We start from the raw sequence: 18248 nt of genomic DNA on the forward strand, positions 1-18248 counted from the left end.
ACCAGGGACACATGGATTTTCAGTCCATTGCTCTACCAACTGAGCTAAGGCACCGTCCTTATTGCGGGTGCAAATATAGGGGCATTTTTTATTTATCCAAAACAATTCGGTAAAAAAATCTATTTGTATCTTTGAATTTTAATCGGAAAAATAATGCTTTTAGCAATAGATGTAGGGAATACCCGGATCAAAGTGGCTGTTTTTGAAAAAGATAGCCTGCTGGATCAGGATGCGTTTGATAAAACAGAAGCCGTAAATCGGTTTTCGAAAATCCTGGGAAAATATACGCAAATAGAAAATGCGATACTTTCCAGAGTAGGATTTTTGGACGAAACGGTTCTAAAATGGCTGGAAAGTCGGCTGACATTGCATGTTATTACCCCGGATAGTCCGATGCCGTTTTATAATCGTTATGAAACGCCAAGAACATTAGGAATCGACCGAATGGTACTGGCTTCGGGTGCGGTATTTCAGTTTCCGAAACAAAACCGATTGGTAATCGACTCCGGAACCTGCATTACCTACGACTTTATTGATGCCGACGACAATTACCTTGGCGGCGCCATTTCGCCGGGACTTCGGTTGCGGTATGAATCCTTACATAATTATACGGCAAAATTACCGTTATTAACCCTTGAAAACCCGTCGGGCTTGATCGGAGGATCTACAAAACAGTCGATTCATTCCGGTGTTGTGAACGGTTTTTTGTGCGAAGTTGACGGGCTCATCGAACGCTATCGTCAACAATATCAAGTTTTAACAGTAATTTTAACAGGAGGTGATACGGATTTTTTGGCTAAAAGCGTAAAAAACACCATATTTGCCAATCCAAATTTTCTATTAGAAAGTTTGAACCACTTATATCAATATACAATCAACAAATGATTAAAAAGATAATTCTAGGCACTAGTTTGCTTTTTTCTTCCGTAATTTTTGCACAGGAAGGTACCGCTTCACCGTATTCATTTTATGGTATCGGAGATGTAAAGTACCGCGGAACCCATGAAAATAAAGCCATGGGAGGGTTGGGGATCATACCGGATAGTATTCACCTGAATCTTCAAAACCCGGCATCGTTAACGGCCTTACGATTAACGACATTTTCGGTAGGAGCGACAAACCGTAGCACGACTTTTAAAACGGCATCGGAAAAAGAAACAGCAAGCAGAACAACATTCGATTATCTGGCATTGGGATTCCCGATTACTAAAAAAGCGGGTGTTTCGTTTGGAATAATGCCATATTCCTCTGTTGGTTATAAGGTGGATCAAACAACAACTACGCAATTATCAACCGGAGACATTGTAAATACGAACAAACGTTTTACCGGTGAAGGTGGTTTGAATAATGTATTCTTGGGATTGGGATATAAAATTACTTCGAAATTAAGTATCGGAGCCGATTTTCAATATAACTTCGGACGAGTGGAAACCAAATCTGTTGTTTTCCTGGATGATGTTTACCTTGGAAAACGAGAGATCAATACAACCCGTTATAGCGGTGTGGCATTTAACACCGGTTTGATGTATCAGGAAAAAATCAACAAAAAATACGACTGGTATAGCAGTTTTACCTATACGCCACAAAGCAATTTAAAAGCGGATAATAGCGGTTCGGTAGCGGCCATTACCTATTCGGGTACCGGAGCAGAATTAGAATCTGATAATGTGGCTTATGAAGCAACACAATCTACCTATAAATTACCGGCTAAGTATGCATTAGGAACTGGTTTTGGAATTGCAAAACAATGGTTTGTTGGTGCTGAAGTAACCTTCCAGGATAAAAGCAGTTTTGTAAATCGTTTTGATCAGATTACAAATGTTGGTTTCGAAAAAGCACAGCGTTATGTAATTGGAGGGTATATTACACCAAAATTCAACTCGTTTACAAGCTATCTGGAGCGTGTAACCTATAGAGCTGGTTTCAGATATGAAAACACCGGTCTTGTGATCAACAATCAATCCGTTAAAGATTATAGTGTGAATGCCGGTTTTGGATTGCCAATCGGTCGAAGTCTTTCGAATCTGAATGTTGGATTTGAATACGGAACAAAAGGAACGACAAGTAGTAACTTGGTTCAGGAAAACTATTTTGGGATCTATATCGGACTGTCGGTAAACGACCTGTGGTTTAAGCGAACTAAATACGAATAGTATTCTGATGAAGGTACACTTTGGAAAATATTTTATAACATTAGTCACAGTTCTCGCTGTGACTGTGTTTTTTTCATGCGAAAGCAATTTTAAAGACGTACAGCGTATCAATGCGGTACCGTTTTCTCCAATTGGGGAAGCCGAACATGTGAATTTAAAATATACCGATTCCGGTAAGATCAAAGCAATATTGGTAAGCCCGTTATTGCTGGATTTTTCCAATTTAAAATATCCGTATACCGAATTTCCGAAAGGCGTATTTGTAACCCTTTTTGATGAGCGCGGCAATAAAAGCTATGTAGAATCCGATTATGCAATTACCTACGCGAAAACCGATATTATCGATTTACAGGGTCATGTAAAGATAACATCTAGTGATGGTAAAGTGCTGCAAACGGAACAATTGTACTACGATCAGAAAAATGAATGGTTTTTTACCGAGAAATATTTTAAATTTACAGATGCGAACAGTTACCTTGAAGGAAAAGGTATCGATTTTAGCAAAGATTTTTCAGTTATGAATGCCCAACAAAACAGGGGCGAGATTTCAAAGATAGAGTAATTATGGGATTATTAAAGTACGTCCACTATTTGTATTTGGTTTTAGCAGTATTGTTTATTTATGAAGGCGTACGGCGACAACAGGCCGGAGAAAGTTACCTGATTAATTTTCTTTTTGCGGCAGTAGCCATTTTTATGTTCTTCTTTAGAAGGCATTTTTCAAACAAGATGAAACGATAGGGAAAACAATATGGAAATAGCGATAATCATAACGTGTCTGATTTTATCCGCGTTCTTTTCCGGGATGGAAATAGCCTATATCGCTTCCAATAAAGTTTACCTGAGTATCGAAAAAAAACAAAACACTTTTTTTTCAAAAATACTAACCAGACTCACCGAAAAGCCGGCTCATTTTATAGCGTCGATGCTATTGGGGAAAAGTATCGTTTTTACGATTTACGGTTATTTTTCCAGCGCTTTAGTAGTGCAGTTGCTTCGGGAATACGGCGTTTTATTAAACCCTTTTCAGATGATCGTGATGCAGGTGCTTATCGCAACCGCGTTGCTATTGCTCACATCCAGTTTTCTTCCGAAAGTTATTTTTCAGATTTATCCGAATACGCTGATTAAAGTACTGGCGTTGCCGGCCTATTGCTTTTACCTGCTATTTTCCGGGATTTCCAAGATTGTCGTAGCGATTGCCGATAAAGTCCTGATCCATGTTTTTAAACTCGAACGTAATAAAGATGTGTTGTATTTTAACCGGGGCGAATTGGGAACCTATATCACCGAACAGGTTAATGCGGCCGAAAACCAGCAGGAAATCGATACCGAAATACAGATTTTTCAGAACGCCTTGGAATTTTCCGATGTTAAAGTGCGTGATATTATGACACCGCGAACGGAAATTGCTTCGGTGGAATTGTGCGATAGCGTTACAGAATTGCGAGAATTGTTTGTCGAAACCGGTTATTCCAAAATAGTGGTATACGAAGGCACGCTCGATAATAGTATCGGATATGTGCATTCGTTCGAGTTGTTTAAAAAACCAGCCGACATCCAGTCGGTTATGATAACAGTGGAATATGTGCCGGAAACGGTATTGATTAAAGAGGTGTTGGATCTGCTTACAAAAAAGCGGAAAAGTATGGCGGTGGTTATCGACGAATACGGAGGAACTGCCGGTATTGTAACGGTAGAAGATATTATCGAAGAATTATTCGGAGAAATTGAAGACGAACACGATCTGGAAGAACTGATCGAGGAAAAGCGAAATGATCATTCGTTTTTGTTTTCGGCTCGTTTAAATGTAGAATATGTTAACCAGAAATATAATATTAAAATTCCGGTAAGCGATTCCTATGTGACGTTAGGGGGATTCATTGTGCATGCGACCAAGGAAATACCGCAACAGGGACAGCAATTGGAGTTGTCCGGTTACCGGATTGTCATACGTGAGGCTTCCAATAAACGAATTGAATTAATCGAAGTTCGTATCAAAGAATAAAGAAATATCCAAATAAAAAAGTAAAAATATTTGAAAATATAGTGGGACATCTTTTATTATTAAATAGATAATTGTATTTTCGCCCACTGAATAAAAAAAATAATATCATAAAAGATGGCAGTTTTATCAAAAATTAGACAGCGTTCGATCCTTTTAATTGGAGTTATCGGATTTTGTTTGCTAGCATTCGTAATTGGAGATGTTGTTCAAAGCGGAGGATTTAAACAAAGTACACGCAATGTAGGTAGTGTAAATGGAGTGGATATCTCAGCTCAGGACTTTTTGCAAAAAGTATCTATGGCAGAAAAAAACGGCCAGGGTATGAGCAATACACAAGCTTCAAACGGAGTTTGGGAGCAGGAAGTGAAACAAATCCTATTAGACGCTGAATTTGAAAAAATCGGTTTAAAAATCGGAAAAGAGCAAATGATTAACGTAATCAAACAGAATCCTAACTTTGCTCAGGATCCAAGATTTTTAAATGCTGCCGGTCAGTTTGACGTAAATAAATTCAATGAATTTGTGGCCAGCATCAAATCATCACAGCCGGATCAGTGGAATAACTGGTTGGCGTATGAAAAACAATTGCAGCAAATGGCTACTGAGCAAATGTATTATACTATGGTTAAAGCCGGTCTTGTAACGACTAAGAACGATGGTAAATTTGCTTACGAAAGAGAAAACGACAAAGTTAATTTCGACTATGTAGCGGTTCCATATACTACAATCAACGATGATGAAGTAAAAGTTTCGGATAGCGAAATTTTGGATTATGTTAAGAAAAATCCTAAAAAATATAAATCAGACAACTCTCGTGAGGTAGAATACGTATTCTTCGAAAACAAACCGTCTAAAGAAGACGAGGATGAAATGAAGAAAACAATCACAGGATTATTATCCGGACGTGTAGTTTACAACGATAAAACGGGAACTAACGATACGTTACCTGGTTTTAAAGGTGCTAAAAACGTAGAAGAGTTTGTAAATGCAAATTCTGATATCAAATACGATTCGTCTTATGTAGCGAAAAAAGACCTGCCATTGGAAAACCAGGAGCAGTTATTTAACCTTCCAACAGGAGAAGTATTCGGACCATACATCCACAACGGTTACTACTGTTTATCTAAAATGATGGGTAGAAAAGGTGGTGCTACTGCAAAAGCAAGTCACATTCTATTGAGCTATGCCGGAAAAATGCCAGGTATTACCAGAACAAAAGAAGAGGCAAAAGCAAAAGCAGAAGAATTGTTAAAACAAGCACAGGCAAATCCATCAAGCTTTGCAATGTTGGCAATGACAAATACAGACGATCCGGGATCAAAACAAACCGGAGGTATGTATGATAACATCCAGCCAGGTCAAATGGTGAAAACGTTCAACGATTTCGTATTCAACAACCCGGTAGGTAAAATTGGAATGGTAGAAACAGAATATGGTTTCCACGTAATTAAAGTAGACGATAAATACGATGCCGTTCGTTTGGCTACGATCGCAGAAAAAATCGAGCCGTCTGAGGCAACTGCTGATGCGATTTATGTAAAAGCTACAAAATTAGAAGCAGAAGCTGCGGATAAAGATTTCGACAAAGTAGCAAAAGAAATGGGATTAACGGTAGTTCCGGCTATGAACGTTAAAGCTACAGACGAAAGTCTTCCAGGACTTCAAAACCAAAGACAAATTGTACTTTGGGCATTTGGAAGAGATACAAAAGAAGGTGCTGTTAAGAAATTTGACAACCTTGAAGGACATATCATCGCAAAATTAAAAGGGAAAAACGAAACCGGTTTGATTTCTTTAGAAGAAGCAAAACAAACGGTATTACCAATCCTGAAAAACCAGAAAAAAGCGGAGAAAATCAAAGCTAAAATGCAAGGCGCTACTTTGGAAGCGGTTTCACAAAAATCAGGTGCTGCTGTTAACGTAGCTTCAAATGTGACAATCGACAACCCAAGTATCCCGAACATCGGACAAGAGCCTAAAGTTGTAGGAACTGCTTTCGGATTAGGAAACGGAAAAACTTCAAAATTAATCGAAGGTCAAATGGCTGTTTTCATGATCAGAACGAAAGACGTAGTAAAAGCTCCGGCTTTACCAAACTATGCTTCTTACACTACAAAAATCAAAACGCAAACACAAGGCGCTTCTTCATACCGCATAATCGCTGCCCTAAAAGCAGCTGCTAAAATTGAAGATAACAGAGCTGCGTTACAATAGTATACCGACTGTAGTCAATAAAAAAAGGCATCCGATGAAAATCGGATGCCTTTTTTTTATGATGTTATTTTTTATAAAATCATTTCAGAATAGGGAATAACAATCGGAAAGCCTTTCTCTTTAAAATAAGCCGTAGGATCATTTGGAGCTATGGCAAGTATAAAATCGCCGCCCCAGGCACCAAGACTCTTTAAAACGCCTTTAAAATCGTTGAAAAAGCGTTCCTTAACGGTTTCCATTTCCAAAATATCACTTAGAATACTTTCGTGCTGATTGATCAACGAACCGAATTGATACAGATCGTTGGAAACAAGAATCGCTTCCGTTAGCGCATCGATTTTAGGGATCATTTTGTCAATACGTTGTTGTTTGTCGTAATAACTCATAATCGCCGATTTACTGCTTTGCTTCTGATTGAGATACACAAAATACAGATTTTGACGAAACGATAAATCCAACTGTAAAGGGGTTACCATTGGTCGTTTAAAACGCGTCAATTGGTAAATAATAGGGGTATTGTTTTGAGCGCAGGCAATGTCGTAACCGCTACCGCCAAAACTGGATTCCAGCAAACGATAGGCATCCACCTGAAGCCATTGTGCGATATTGTTGATCAAAGTAGAAGAGGTGCCAAGTCCCCATAATCGTGGAAACGTTAAACGCGTCGTTACACTATATCCGGTATCGGAACTAAGAAAATCCGGATTAAGCTGTGCGGCTTCATACAAAATTTCGATCAGGGTATTTTTGATTCCGGCTTGCGGTCCGAAATTTTCCTTATTGCGAATACTGTCAAACGAAATTTGATCCTCAAACCAGACACTGGAATCAGCATCATAACTTTGCCAGCGTATGATTTGCTCGGGGCCTTTTTCGATATCGAGAAACTGACCGTATTTTGTGGGAAGCGCAATCGCTTTCGCACCGTCCAGAACGACATATTCGCCGGTGAGCAGGAGTTTTCCGTTGCTGTAAAAAGTCTTTTTCAAAATGAATTATTTACGTAAAGATGCTAAATAGTCAACTACAGCCGAATGACTCACGGTGTTGTGTTCAAAATGAGTTGTGACAAGCTGACGTTCGGTTTCGGTAGCCTGAAACTGATTCAGGATATTCATCAAATGCATTTTCATATGCCCCTGTTGAATTCCGGTTGTCGTTAACGAACGTAAAGCGGCAAAATTTTGCGCCAGTCCGGCTACGGCTACGATTTGCATCAATTCCTCGGCCGATGGATGTCCTAACATTTCCAGTGCTATTTTAACCAGAGGATGTAAGCCGGTTAGACCGCCTACTGTTCCCAATGCCAATGGAATTTCCAGCCAAAAGGTAAAAATACCGTTTTCGACTTTGGCATGCGAAAGACTCGAATATTTTCCGTTTCGGGAAGCAAAAGCGTGTACGCCGGCTTCTACCGCGCGGAAATCATTTCCGGTTGCAATCACGACGGCATCGATACCGTTCATGATTCCTTTATTGTGTGTTACGGCGCGATACGGTTCGATTTCGGCGATCTGAACGGCACGAACGAACTTTTCGGCGAACTCTTCCTGCGAAATGTGTTTGTCTTCTTTTAAATCGGCTACCGGGCAGGAAACTTCCGCTCTAACAAGACAATTCGGAACATAATTAGACAAAATGCTCATTACGACCTGGATTTGCTTTTCCTCTTCGGAAAACGCGTCGTACTGAAGCGCCTCTTCTTTTAAGGTTTTGGCAAATTGCTCCAGACAGGAATTGATAAAATTGGCCCCCATACTGTCTTTGGTGTTAAAAGTAGCATGAAGCTGGTAGTAATGCTCCAGTTCACCGGTTTTATCGCGCAGGTTGATATCGATAATTCCGCCACCTCTTTTTTGCATGTTTTTCGTAATGCTTTCGGTTTCGGAAAAGAATTTCGGTTTGATGGTGTGGAAGAAGGCATCCAGTTTATCGGCAGCACCTTTATACATAAAGTGTACCTGACCGATTTTTTCGGTACTGATTACCGTGGTTTTAAAACCACCGCGATTGGACCAGAATTTAGCGGCTTTTGACGCTGCTGCCACGACGGAACTTTCCTCAATAGCCATTGGAATGGTCACATTTTTTCCGTTGATCAAAAAATTGGGTGCCACGCCAAAAGGCATATAGAAATTGGAAATCGTATTTTCAATAAACTCATCGTGAAGCTTTTGAAGGGCTTCGTCGGAATTCCAATATTGGGTGATAACTTGTTTGGCACTGTCCGGATTGTTAAAATGGGTATTCACAATCCAGTTGATTTTTTCTTCTTTCGACAACTTCGAAAATCCAGCAATAGCTTTCGTCATTTTTAGGCATCTTGAATTCTACTGCAAAGATAAGATTTCGAAAATGCAATCGGGGATAATTTTTAAAATACGTTTTTTTAAGGAAAAAATTACAGTAAAAACTTATAAAATTGACTTTAAATGCGAAAATTGAATTTGCATTTAACACATAAAGTTATGGCTAATTGATAAATTTTCACTAAAATTGGAAGTTTTTTTACCATTTGACAAAATGAATTACTTTAAAAAATCGTTATTTCTACTGTTACTGACTTCACTGTCAGCGGTAGCACAACAAAAAATTACGCTCGAAGAGATTTGGAGCGGTGCTTTTAGAACGCAGGGAATGACTGCTTTAGAAGCGATGAAGAACACGAATCAGTATACCGTTCTGAATTATGACCGGAATACGCGGTCGTCACAAATCGATCTGTATGATTTTGCCACACTAAACAAAGTCACCGCGCTAATCGACTCTAAAGATCACAAACAACTGGACGGAATAGACAGTTATAGCTTTAGCCCGGACGAAAAGAAAATTTTAATTGCGAATAATTCCGATCAGATTTTCCGCCATTCTTTTGTAGCCGATTATTTTATCTACGATATTGCCAAAAAGACCCTGACCAAACTGGCCGACTATAAAGTTCAGGAGCCAACCTTCTCACCGGACGGGACTAAAATAGGATATGCACACGACAACAACTTATACGTGTACGACCTGACTACTCAAAAACACACTCAAATCACTAAAGACGGAAAGAAAAACCACATCATCAACGGTATTACCGATTGGGTGTATGAGGAAGAATTCTCGTTTGTACGTGCTTTCGACTGGAATGCGGGAAGCGATAAAATCGGATTTATCCGTTTTGACGAAACCGAAGTGCCGGAATTCTCTATGGACATGTACAACCAAGGATTATATCCGACACAATACGTATTCAAATATCCAAAAGCAGGAGAGAAGAATGCCGTTGTATCGTTACATGTATATGATGTAAAAACCGGAGCGACTAAAAAAATCAACTTAGACACTTATAAGGATTTCTATATTGCCCGTATCAAATGGACGAATGAAGCGAATACGTTAAGTGCGCAGGTGTTAAACCGCCATCAGAACAATCTGGATCTTTTATTTGTAGACGGAAATTCCGGAGCGACAAAAATCGTTGTAAACGAAAAAGACAAAGCTTATGTTGATGTAACGGATAACCTAACGTTCTTAAAAGACAACAGTTTTATCTGGACCAGCGAAAAAGACGGATTTAACCATATTTATCACTACGATAAAAACGGAAAGTTGATCAACCAAATTACCAAAGGGAAATGGGAAGTGACCAACTACTACGGATTCGATACTAAGACGGGAACAATTTTCTATCAGTCGGTAGAAAACGGTTCTATCAACCGTGATGTGTACAGCATCAAATTAAACGGAAAAGACAAAAAGAGACTAACTACGGAAACCGGTACCAATGCGGCGACGTTTAGTCCGAATTTTGAGTACTTTATCAATTCGTTTTCAAGTGCTAAAAACACACCGCGCTATACGCTTAACGAAAGCAAAACCGGGAAGCTTGTAAAAACCATCGTTTCGAACGAAGCTTTGGAAAGCAAACTGGCAAAATACGACTTACCAACAAAAGAGTTTTTTGAATTAACCACTGAAAAAGGAAACCGTTTAAACGCGTGGATTCTTAAACCGAAAGATTTTGACCCGAACAAAAAATACCCGGTATTTATGTACCAGTATTCCGGACCGGGATCACAACAGGTAAACAACGACTGGAACAATACCGATGATTACTGGTTTGCGATGTTAACGCAACAAGGGTATATCGTAGCTTGTGTTGACGGACGCGGAACCGGTTTTAAAGGAGCAGAATTTAAAAAATGCACCTATAAAGAATTAGGAAAATTTGAGGTAGAAGATCAGATCAATGCAGCAAAAGTAATCGGCAACTACCCTTATGTTGACAAAGCCAGAATTGGAATTTTTGGTTGGAGTTATGGAGGTTTTATGTCGTCGAACTGTATTTTCCAGGGGAACGACACCTTTAAAATGGCCATTGCTGTGGCTCCGGTTACCAGCTGGAGATATTATGACAGCGTTTATACAGAACGATACATGCAGACACCTCAGGAGAATGCATCCGGATATGACAACAATTCACCGATCACCCATGTGGCGAAATTAAAAGGAAATTTCCTTTTGATCCACGGAACGGCCGATGACAATGTACACGTACAGAATACCATGAAAATGGTGGAAGCATTGGTACAGGCAAACAAACAGTTTGACTGGGCGATTTATCCGGACAAAAACCACGGTATCTACGGCGGTAAAACCCGTTTGCAGTTGTATACTAAAATGACCAACTTTATCAAAGAAAAACTATAATTAAACCAAACCAAAAACCAAAAACGAAGCAAATGAGCGAACAGAATGTAAAACAAGGACATCCAAAGGGACTTTGGGTATTATTCGGAACCGAAATGTGGGAGCGGTTCAACTTCTATGGAATGCGTGCATTGTTAACCTTATTCCTGGTTAACTCCTTAATGATGAAAGAGGAAGAAGCTTCCTTAATTTATGGTGGATTTCTTGGTTTATGTTATCTGACACCTATGTTAGGTGGATTTATTTCCGACCGTTTTTTAGGAAACCGTAACTGTATTATGTTGGGTGGTTCGTTAATGGCCATCGGACAGTTATTGCTTTTTGCGAGTGCTACGGTATTTCCAAACAATTTAGAATTAGCCAAAACATTAATGTATGCGGCTTTAGGGGTTATCATTTTTGGTAACGGATTTTTCAAACCGAATATTTCCAGTATGGTGGGAAGTTTGTATCCAAAACAGGAAAAAAGCAAATTGGATACGGCTTTTACCATTTTCTATATGGGGATCAATATCGGAGCTTTCTTAGGACAATTTATCTGTCCGATTGTAGGTGACGTAAAAGATGCCGGTGGAATGCGTGACATCCATGCGTTCAAATGGGGATTCTTAGCAGCTGCTTTGGCAATGACCATTGGTACAGCGGTATTCTTCTTCCTTAAAAATAAATATGTGGTAACGCCGGAAGGAAAACCACTGGGAGGATTACCATCAGGACATGATGCTTCCGATTTCGAAGAAGGTGAAGCACAAAAAGCGAACTTCTCAACGACTTCATTAATCGTAGCGGTTATCGCTTTTGTAGGATTAGGATTTTTATTCCATTATGCGGTAGGACAAAACGTAATTTACTCGATGATTTATGCGAGTGGTCTTACATTGGCCGGATTGATTTTATCGGATAAATCATTAACAAAAATTGAAAGAGACAGAATCTTAGTAATTTATATCGTTTCGTTTTTCGTAATCTTTTTCTGGGCAGCTTTCGAACAGGCAGGTTCTTCGTTAACGTTTATCGCCGATAACCAGACCGATCGTAACTTCTTCGGATGGCAAATGCCTCCATCAATGGTACAGATTTTTAACGGATTATTCGTTGTAATGTTAGCCGTTCCGTTCAGTATCTTATGGGATAAATTAAGAGCCAAAGGAAACGAGCCGATTTCACCAATGAAACAGGCTTTCGGATTGATGCTAATTGCAGTGAGTTATTTTATTATTGCTTACAATGTAAAAGACCTTGGAAACAGTGGTTTATTGGCAATCAAATGGTTAATCTTATTATATTTAATTCAAACTTGTGGTGAGTTGTGTTTATCGCCAATCGGACTATCGTTGGTAGGTAAATTATCACCAAAACGTTTTGCATCCCTATTATACGGTGTATTTTTCTTATCGAATGCTTCTGGATATGCATTAGCAGGAACATTAGGATCGATCTTACCGGCAACGGGAGATAAATTCAAAAAAGCACAAGAATTAGGAATTGACCTTCAGGCAGTTTTAGACAAAACCGTAACACCAACAGCTGAACAATTAAAATTATTGGCCGATAATCAGATCAGTGCGCAATACCGCGTATTCGCAGGATTTGAAATCCACAACCTATTCGAATTCTTTATGGTATTCGTAGTATTGTGTGGTGCTGCATCAGTAGTATTATTCTTATTGACTCCGGTTCTTAAGAAAATGATGCACGGAGTAAGATAATTTTAATCCCTTTAATAAGCAGCTATGTGGAATAAACATCCAAAGGCATTGCCATTTTTGTTCCTGTCCGAAATGTGGGAACGTTTCGGTTATTATCTGATGATTGGTATTTTCACGCTTTATCTAAAAGACGTGGAAGCCGGTTTTGCAATGACCGAAAAAGAAGCCTCCGATTTATACGGAACTTTTATTGCATTAGTATTCTTAACACCCTTTTTGGGCGGATTAATAGCCGACCGTTATCTGGGGTATCGCAAATCGATTGTATTGGGAGGAATCCTGATGGGACTCGGTTATTTCCTGATGGGCGTGCATTCGATTACTGTATTGTATATCGCAATGACGCTGGTTATTGTTGGTAACGGATTTTTTAAACCGAATATTTCGACCCTGTTAGGAAACTTCTATTCCAAAGAAGAATACAAAGACAAAAAAGACGAAGGCTACAACATTTTCTATATGGGAATTAACGTAGGTGCCTTTATCTGTAACTTCTTCGGAGCAGCACTGCAAATCCTGTTAGGATGGCACTGGGCTTTTATGGCTGCCGGTGTGGGAATGTTTATCGGAGTATTCGTATTCCTGATGGGAACCAAGCATTATGCGGGTTATGATCATAAAAAAGGCGTACAGGAAGGTGATATGCCTTTCTGGAAAATCGTATTATTTATTTTGGTACCGTCGGCGGTATTTGGAGTAATCGGATGGTTGCTAAAAGGAGTGGCTTCCGAGTCCAATCCGGACAGTTATATCTTCGGATCCGATAGTACCGATGCCTTTATCTTTGCCTGTATTCCGGTAATATTGTTTTATTCCAGCTTATATTTTAAAGCAAAAACAGAAGACAAACGACCGATTGCGGCCTTATTGGCCATTTTCGGTGTCGTAATATTATTCTGGGCCGTTTTCAAACTAAACGGCTCGGCATTGACAACCTGGGCCGATCGTTATACCGATCGTCAGACAACCGGTACCACTTCAAAAGTGTTTAACGGATTAAAACTGGCCAAGGAAGTTGAGTACAAAAAAGACTCCGTCGAATTATACGATGCGCAGTTCCGTTTGCAAAAAGTAAACGGGGTAGTTCAAAAAGAAGTCAATTACCCATTGTATTTTAGAAACGTAGCACCGGAAAAATTACCGGCCGAAGGATCGAAAGTAAGTTTATGGGCCACCAATTTAAGTCAGTCGATTAACCCGGGTTGGGTGATCATCTTAACACCTTTGGTAGTTGCCTTTTTTACCTTCCTTCGCAGCCGTCGTAAAGAACCGTCAACACCAACCAAGATCGCTTTCGGTTTACTGATTTCAGCTTTATCGGTATTGGTTATGGTTGCAGCGGTAAAAATGGGCGGCAACGGAACCGAAAAAGTTAGCGTATGGTGGTTGGTAGCCAACTATGGCGTGATCACGATCGGGGAACTGTTTTTAAGTCCGATGGGATTATCGGTGGTTTCGAAGTTAAGCCCAACCAATATTACCTCGTTAATGATGGGAGGATGGTTTTTAGCAACGTCAATCGGAAACAAATTAAGTGGTGTACTGGCCAGTATGTGGGATACCTACGAAGACAAAACAGACTTCTTCTGGGTCAATTTTAGCTTATTGCTAACGGCATCCTTAATGATGTTTGTGTTGTTGAAATGGTTAAATGCCATTATGAAAGAAAAAGGAATAAATTAGCATATGAATACAAGAGAAACTTTAGAAGAAATACAAAGTTTTAAAGGCAAGTACCCCAAACAATTGTGGTACTTGTTTTTTAGTGAAATGTGGGAACGTTTCAGTTTTTACGGAATGAGAGGAATGTTGGTGATCTTTATGGTAAGCCAACTAATGATGAATGGAAAAGTGGCCAACCTGCAATATGGCGCCACACAGGCATTCGTATATGCCTTTACTTTTATCGGAGGATTATTTGCCGATAAAATCTTAGGATATCGTAAATCCCTGTTTTGGGGTGGGCTATTAATGATCGTGGGAAGTGTTATTTTGGCGATCGATCCGAAGCAGTTTTTCTTTTTCGGAATCAGCTTTACCATTGTAGGAACCGGATTCTTTAAACCGAATATCTCAACCATGGTTGGGAAATTGTATAAAGATGACGATATCCGTAGAGATGCGGGATTCTCGTTGTTCTATGCCGGGGTTAACCTGGGAGCTTTAATCGGTGGTTATATCTGTATCGCAGTTGCCAACGGAAGTATGCTAAGTAGTATGGTGCCGGAACATTTGCGTTGGAATGTAGCCTTTGGTTTTGCTTCAGTGGTGATGTTTATCAGTTTGATCACGTTTACGCAAACGCAGAAAAGCCTTGGTCCAATCGGACTTTCGCCGCTATTGCATCTGGAAACATCCAAAAGGAAGCTATACGAATACGCAACCTATATCGGATCGTTAATCGTATTGCCAATCATCATGACAATGGTGTCCAAAACAGAATACACGGACATCTTTATGTACATTATCGGACCGTGTTCGTTATTGTATTTGTTTTATGAAATGAAAAACTACTCAGTAGCCGAAAATAAAAAATTATTAGCGGCCTTGGTATTTATCATCTTTTCGATTTTCTTTTGGGCGTTCTTCGAACAAAGTGGCGGATCGTTAAGCCTTTTCGCGGCCAACAACCTAAACAATACCATGTTCGGAATGAAATTCGATCCGAATGGTGTCAACAACTCGGCAAACTCTTTTTTTGTAATTGTCTTTGCTGCTTTTGTTGGAATGGTTTGGTTGTGGATGGCGCGTAGAAAAATCGAACCAAATACCATCGTAAAATTCGGATTGGGCTTCCTGTTTTTAGCGGGTGGTTTCTACGTATTTTACTATACCAAATTCTTTGCCGATGTAAACGGTATGACCGGATTAGACTTGTTTACCTTCGGTTGGTTTGTGATCACCTTTGGGGAATTATGCTTGTCGCCGATCGGAATGTCGGTGATGACCAAATTATCACCCGAAAAATTACAGGCGGTATTAATGGGGATGTGGTTTTTGGCCAGTGCCTATGGACAATATCTTGCCGGAATATTAGGTGCCAATATTGCCGAAGCTTCCGAGCACGCCACCAACCTTGAAAAATTAAATATCTATGCCGATGGCTACAAGCAATTGGCACTTTACGCCCTGATTGCAGGGATCATACTGATTGTTATTTCACCACTCGTTAAAAAACTAATGCAGGGCGTTAAATAACACAATAAATAAGCATACCATAATGGCAACAACTTCAGCAAACCCCGATTTTTTTAAAACCAAAGTATTAGGACACCCTTCAGGATTATTCGTATTGTTTTTTACCGAAATGTGGGAGCGTTTTTCGTTTTACGGAATGCGCGTATTATTGGTAAATTTCCTTACAATGGCCATAGTCGGAGTCGATATGCCAGGGTGGGGATGGAGTAGTGAAAACGCCGGAGCCTTATTCGGAACCTATGCCGGATTGCTATACTTAACCCCAATTTTGGGTGGAATGATAGCCGACCGTTATATTGGTTACCGTTGGGCGATTGTAGTCGGAGCCGCCATTATGACCCTCGGTCACGCCGCTATGGCTGTAGAAACCGAGTTTATGCTTTACCTCGGATTGGGATTACTGGTTATTGGAACCGGATTCTTTAAACCGAATATGACCTCGATTATTTCCCAGATGTACAAAGACCTGCCGGAAAAAAAGGACGGTGCCTATACCATTTTTTATATGGGAGTTAATGCCGGTGCTTTTTTCGGAATGATGCTTTGTGGGTATCTGGCGGAAAAAATCGGATGGAGTTGGGGCTTCGGATTGGCCGGGATCTTTATGTTATTAGGGACACTACAATTCTGGATGGCCAAACCGCTATTCGGAACCATTGGCGATGTACCGGATAAAGCCAAGAAAGATGCCGAAATCGATGCCACCGAAAAACGTAACCCGTTCACCGCAATCGATAAAATCCTGATCGTGATCACATCGCTAATTGGTGTGTTGTATATTTTTAACGATCCATTATCCAAAATCGGAAAAATCAATATTTTACCACAGGAGTTTTTAGTGTCAAAAGAAACATTGACCGGACCATTGGTTGTAATTATAATCGGACTGGTGTTGTTCCTGTTTTTGGCAATCAGTCGTATTTTACGTTACGAACGTGTGGTACGCGATCGTATGTTTGCGTTTATCGTGTTTGCTTTTTTTACAGTTTTCTTCTGGTTATCGTTTGAACAGGCGGCAACGTCACTGGTTATTTTTGCCCGTGATTTTACCGACCGTGCACTGGATGGAAATTCACTGGTGATTTTTAATATCGTAAACACCTTACTAACCGTAATTCCACTGGCGATTATCACATGGGTTTTGGTTTTATTGTTTAAACAAACACGATCTCAGATTTTACGTTCCAATATTACCCTGTTTATCTGTTTCGGATTGATGTGGGGCATCGTAATCTGGATGTTATACCGCGAATTCACAAGTACAGCATCCGAAGTGACGGTTTCCTGGTTTAGTATCCTAAACTCCTTTTTTATTATTGTTTTTGCCTCGTTATATACCCGTTGGTGGGATAGTAAATACAACCCAAGTGCGGCGGTTAAATACGGGTTGGGACTGATCATTATGGGACTGGGTTATGCCGTATTGGCCTATGGTGCGTCGGTGATCCCACAAGGTGCCGTAGCCGGAACCGTACGCGTAAGCATGATCTGGCTTATCCTGGCGTATTTATTCCACACTTTAGGCGAATTGTGTCTGGCACCGGTAGGACTATCCTATGTGAGTAAATTGGTACCACCGCGAATGATTGCTTTTATGTTTGGAATGTGGTATCTGGGTATCGCCATCGGAAACAAACTGGCGGCTAGTGTTGGAGGAATGATCGACGATGTGGTTCGGGATTATGATATGACAACCTTTTTCCTGATCTTTACGCTGGTGCCGATTGTAGCGGGTAGTTGTATCATGTTATTGAATCGGGTATTGAAAAAATTAATGCATGGTGTTAAATAAATGTTTTAGTACATGAAAAAATTAGTTTTTGTATGCATATTTGCACTGGTTTCGATGCTAACAAACGCACAGGAAACATCGTTGGAATGGCATACGGATGTTAAAAAGGCGGTACAGCTTTCGCAAAAAGAAAACAAACCCCTTTTTCTGTTTTTTACAGGAAGCGATTGGTGCGGCTGGTGCATCCGATTGCAAAAGGAAGTATTTTTTCAGCCGGAATTTGTTACTTGGGCTAAAGAAAATGTAATTTTGGTAGAATTGGATTTTCCACGGAGAAAAGCATTGGCACCCGAAGTACAACAAACCAACAACCAACTGATGCAGTTATTTGGCGTTAGAGGCTATCCGACGGTATGGTTTGTAAAAGCAACGGAAAAAGAAGGAAAAATTAATTTCGAAAAACTGGGAAGTACCGGATATGTCGCTGGCGGACCGGCAGCCTGGTTAACAGGAGCAAATCAAATAATCAAAAAATAAAA

At 39.9% G+C, this 18248-nt stretch carries 14 protein-coding genes; 12 read left to right on the forward strand and 2 right to left on the reverse strand.

The window, feature by feature from the left end:
• Positions 1-153: 153 nt before the first annotated feature.
• The 6 genes from Q1R07_RS13550 (at position 154) to Q1R07_RS13575 (ending at position 6375) form a co-directional block, all read left to right on the forward strand.
• Positions 154-885 (forward strand): type III pantothenate kinase, encoded by a 732-nt coding sequence (locus Q1R07_RS13550; protein ID WP_300491276.1) that lies wholly within the window; start codon positions 154-156, stop codon positions 883-885.
• On the forward strand, positions 882-2153 hold the full coding sequence (locus Q1R07_RS13555; protein WP_300491278.1) for a hypothetical protein: 1272 nt from the start codon (positions 882-884) through the stop codon (positions 2151-2153). The genes Q1R07_RS13550 and Q1R07_RS13555 overlap by 4 nt, the downstream gene beginning before the upstream one ends.
• Before the next feature lie 7 nt (positions 2154-2160).
• Positions 2161-2715 (forward strand): LPS export ABC transporter periplasmic protein LptC, encoded by a 555-nt coding sequence (lptC, locus tag Q1R07_RS13560; protein ID WP_300491279.1) that lies wholly within the window; start codon positions 2161-2163, stop codon positions 2713-2715.
• A gap of 2 nt (positions 2716-2717) precedes the next feature.
• A complete protein-coding gene (locus Q1R07_RS13565; RefSeq protein ID WP_168732751.1) occupies positions 2718-2894 on the forward strand; it encodes a hypothetical protein in 177 nt (58 codons plus the stop codon).
• Between the two features lie 10 nt (positions 2895-2904).
• Positions 2905-4161: a hemolysin family protein gene (locus tag Q1R07_RS13570; RefSeq protein WP_300491282.1), complete on the forward strand. Its 1257-nt coding sequence runs from the start codon at positions 2905-2907 to the stop codon at positions 4159-4161.
• Positions 4162-4275: 114 nt separating this feature from the next.
• Positions 4276-6375: a peptidylprolyl isomerase gene (locus Q1R07_RS13575; RefSeq protein ID WP_300491284.1), complete on the forward strand. Its 2100-nt coding sequence runs from the start codon at positions 4276-4278 to the stop codon at positions 6373-6375.
• A gap of 71 nt (positions 6376-6446) precedes the next feature.
• On the opposite strand, the gene Q1R07_RS13580 is transcribed toward Q1R07_RS13575, so the two are convergent.
• Entirely contained in the window at positions 6447-7364 is a 918-nt protein-coding gene (locus tag Q1R07_RS13580) for a GYDIA family GHMP kinase (protein WP_300491286.1), read from the reverse strand.
• 6 nt (positions 7365-7370) lie between these two features.
• Positions 7371-8687, reverse strand: a complete 1317-nt coding sequence (locus Q1R07_RS13585) for a hydroxymethylglutaryl-CoA reductase, degradative (RefSeq protein ID WP_300491288.1) — start codon at positions 8685-8687, stop codon at positions 7371-7373.
• Positions 8688-8898: 211 nt separating this feature from the next.
• Here Q1R07_RS13585 and Q1R07_RS13590 point away from each other — a divergent pair, with 211 nt between their 5' ends.
• The 6 genes from Q1R07_RS13590 to Q1R07_RS13615 are packed head-to-tail and all read left to right on the forward strand — an operon-like array spanning position 8899 to position 18246.
• Entirely contained in the window at positions 8899-11070 is a 2172-nt protein-coding gene (locus Q1R07_RS13590; protein ID WP_300491290.1) for a S9 family peptidase, read from the forward strand.
• A gap of 32 nt (positions 11071-11102) precedes the next feature.
• Positions 11103-12779 carry a peptide MFS transporter gene (locus Q1R07_RS13595; protein WP_300491292.1) on the forward strand — a complete coding sequence of 559 codons (1677 nt, stop codon included), beginning with the start codon at positions 11103-11105 and terminating at the stop codon, positions 12777-12779.
• Between the two features lie 24 nt (positions 12780-12803).
• Entirely contained in the window at positions 12804-14462 is a 1659-nt protein-coding gene (locus Q1R07_RS13600) for a peptide MFS transporter (protein ID WP_300491294.1), read from the forward strand.
• Between the two features lie 3 nt (positions 14463-14465).
• Positions 14466-15977: a peptide MFS transporter gene (locus Q1R07_RS13605; protein ID WP_300491296.1), complete on the forward strand. Its 1512-nt coding sequence runs from the start codon at positions 14466-14468 to the stop codon at positions 15975-15977.
• 22 nt (positions 15978-15999) lie between these two features.
• Complete coding sequence (locus tag Q1R07_RS13610; protein WP_300491298.1) at positions 16000-17769, forward strand: oligopeptide:H+ symporter; 1770 nt, start codon at positions 16000-16002, stop codon at positions 17767-17769.
• 12 nt (positions 17770-17781) lie between these two features.
• Positions 17782-18246, forward strand: a complete 465-nt coding sequence (locus tag Q1R07_RS13615; RefSeq protein WP_300491300.1) for a thioredoxin family protein — start codon at positions 17782-17784, stop codon at positions 18244-18246.
• Positions 18247-18248 lie beyond the last annotated feature (2 nt).

Source organism: Flavobacterium sp. (assembly GCF_030146175.1).
In the GTDB taxonomy this organism is placed as follows: Bacteria; Bacteroidota; Bacteroidia; order Flavobacteriales; family Flavobacteriaceae; genus Flavobacterium.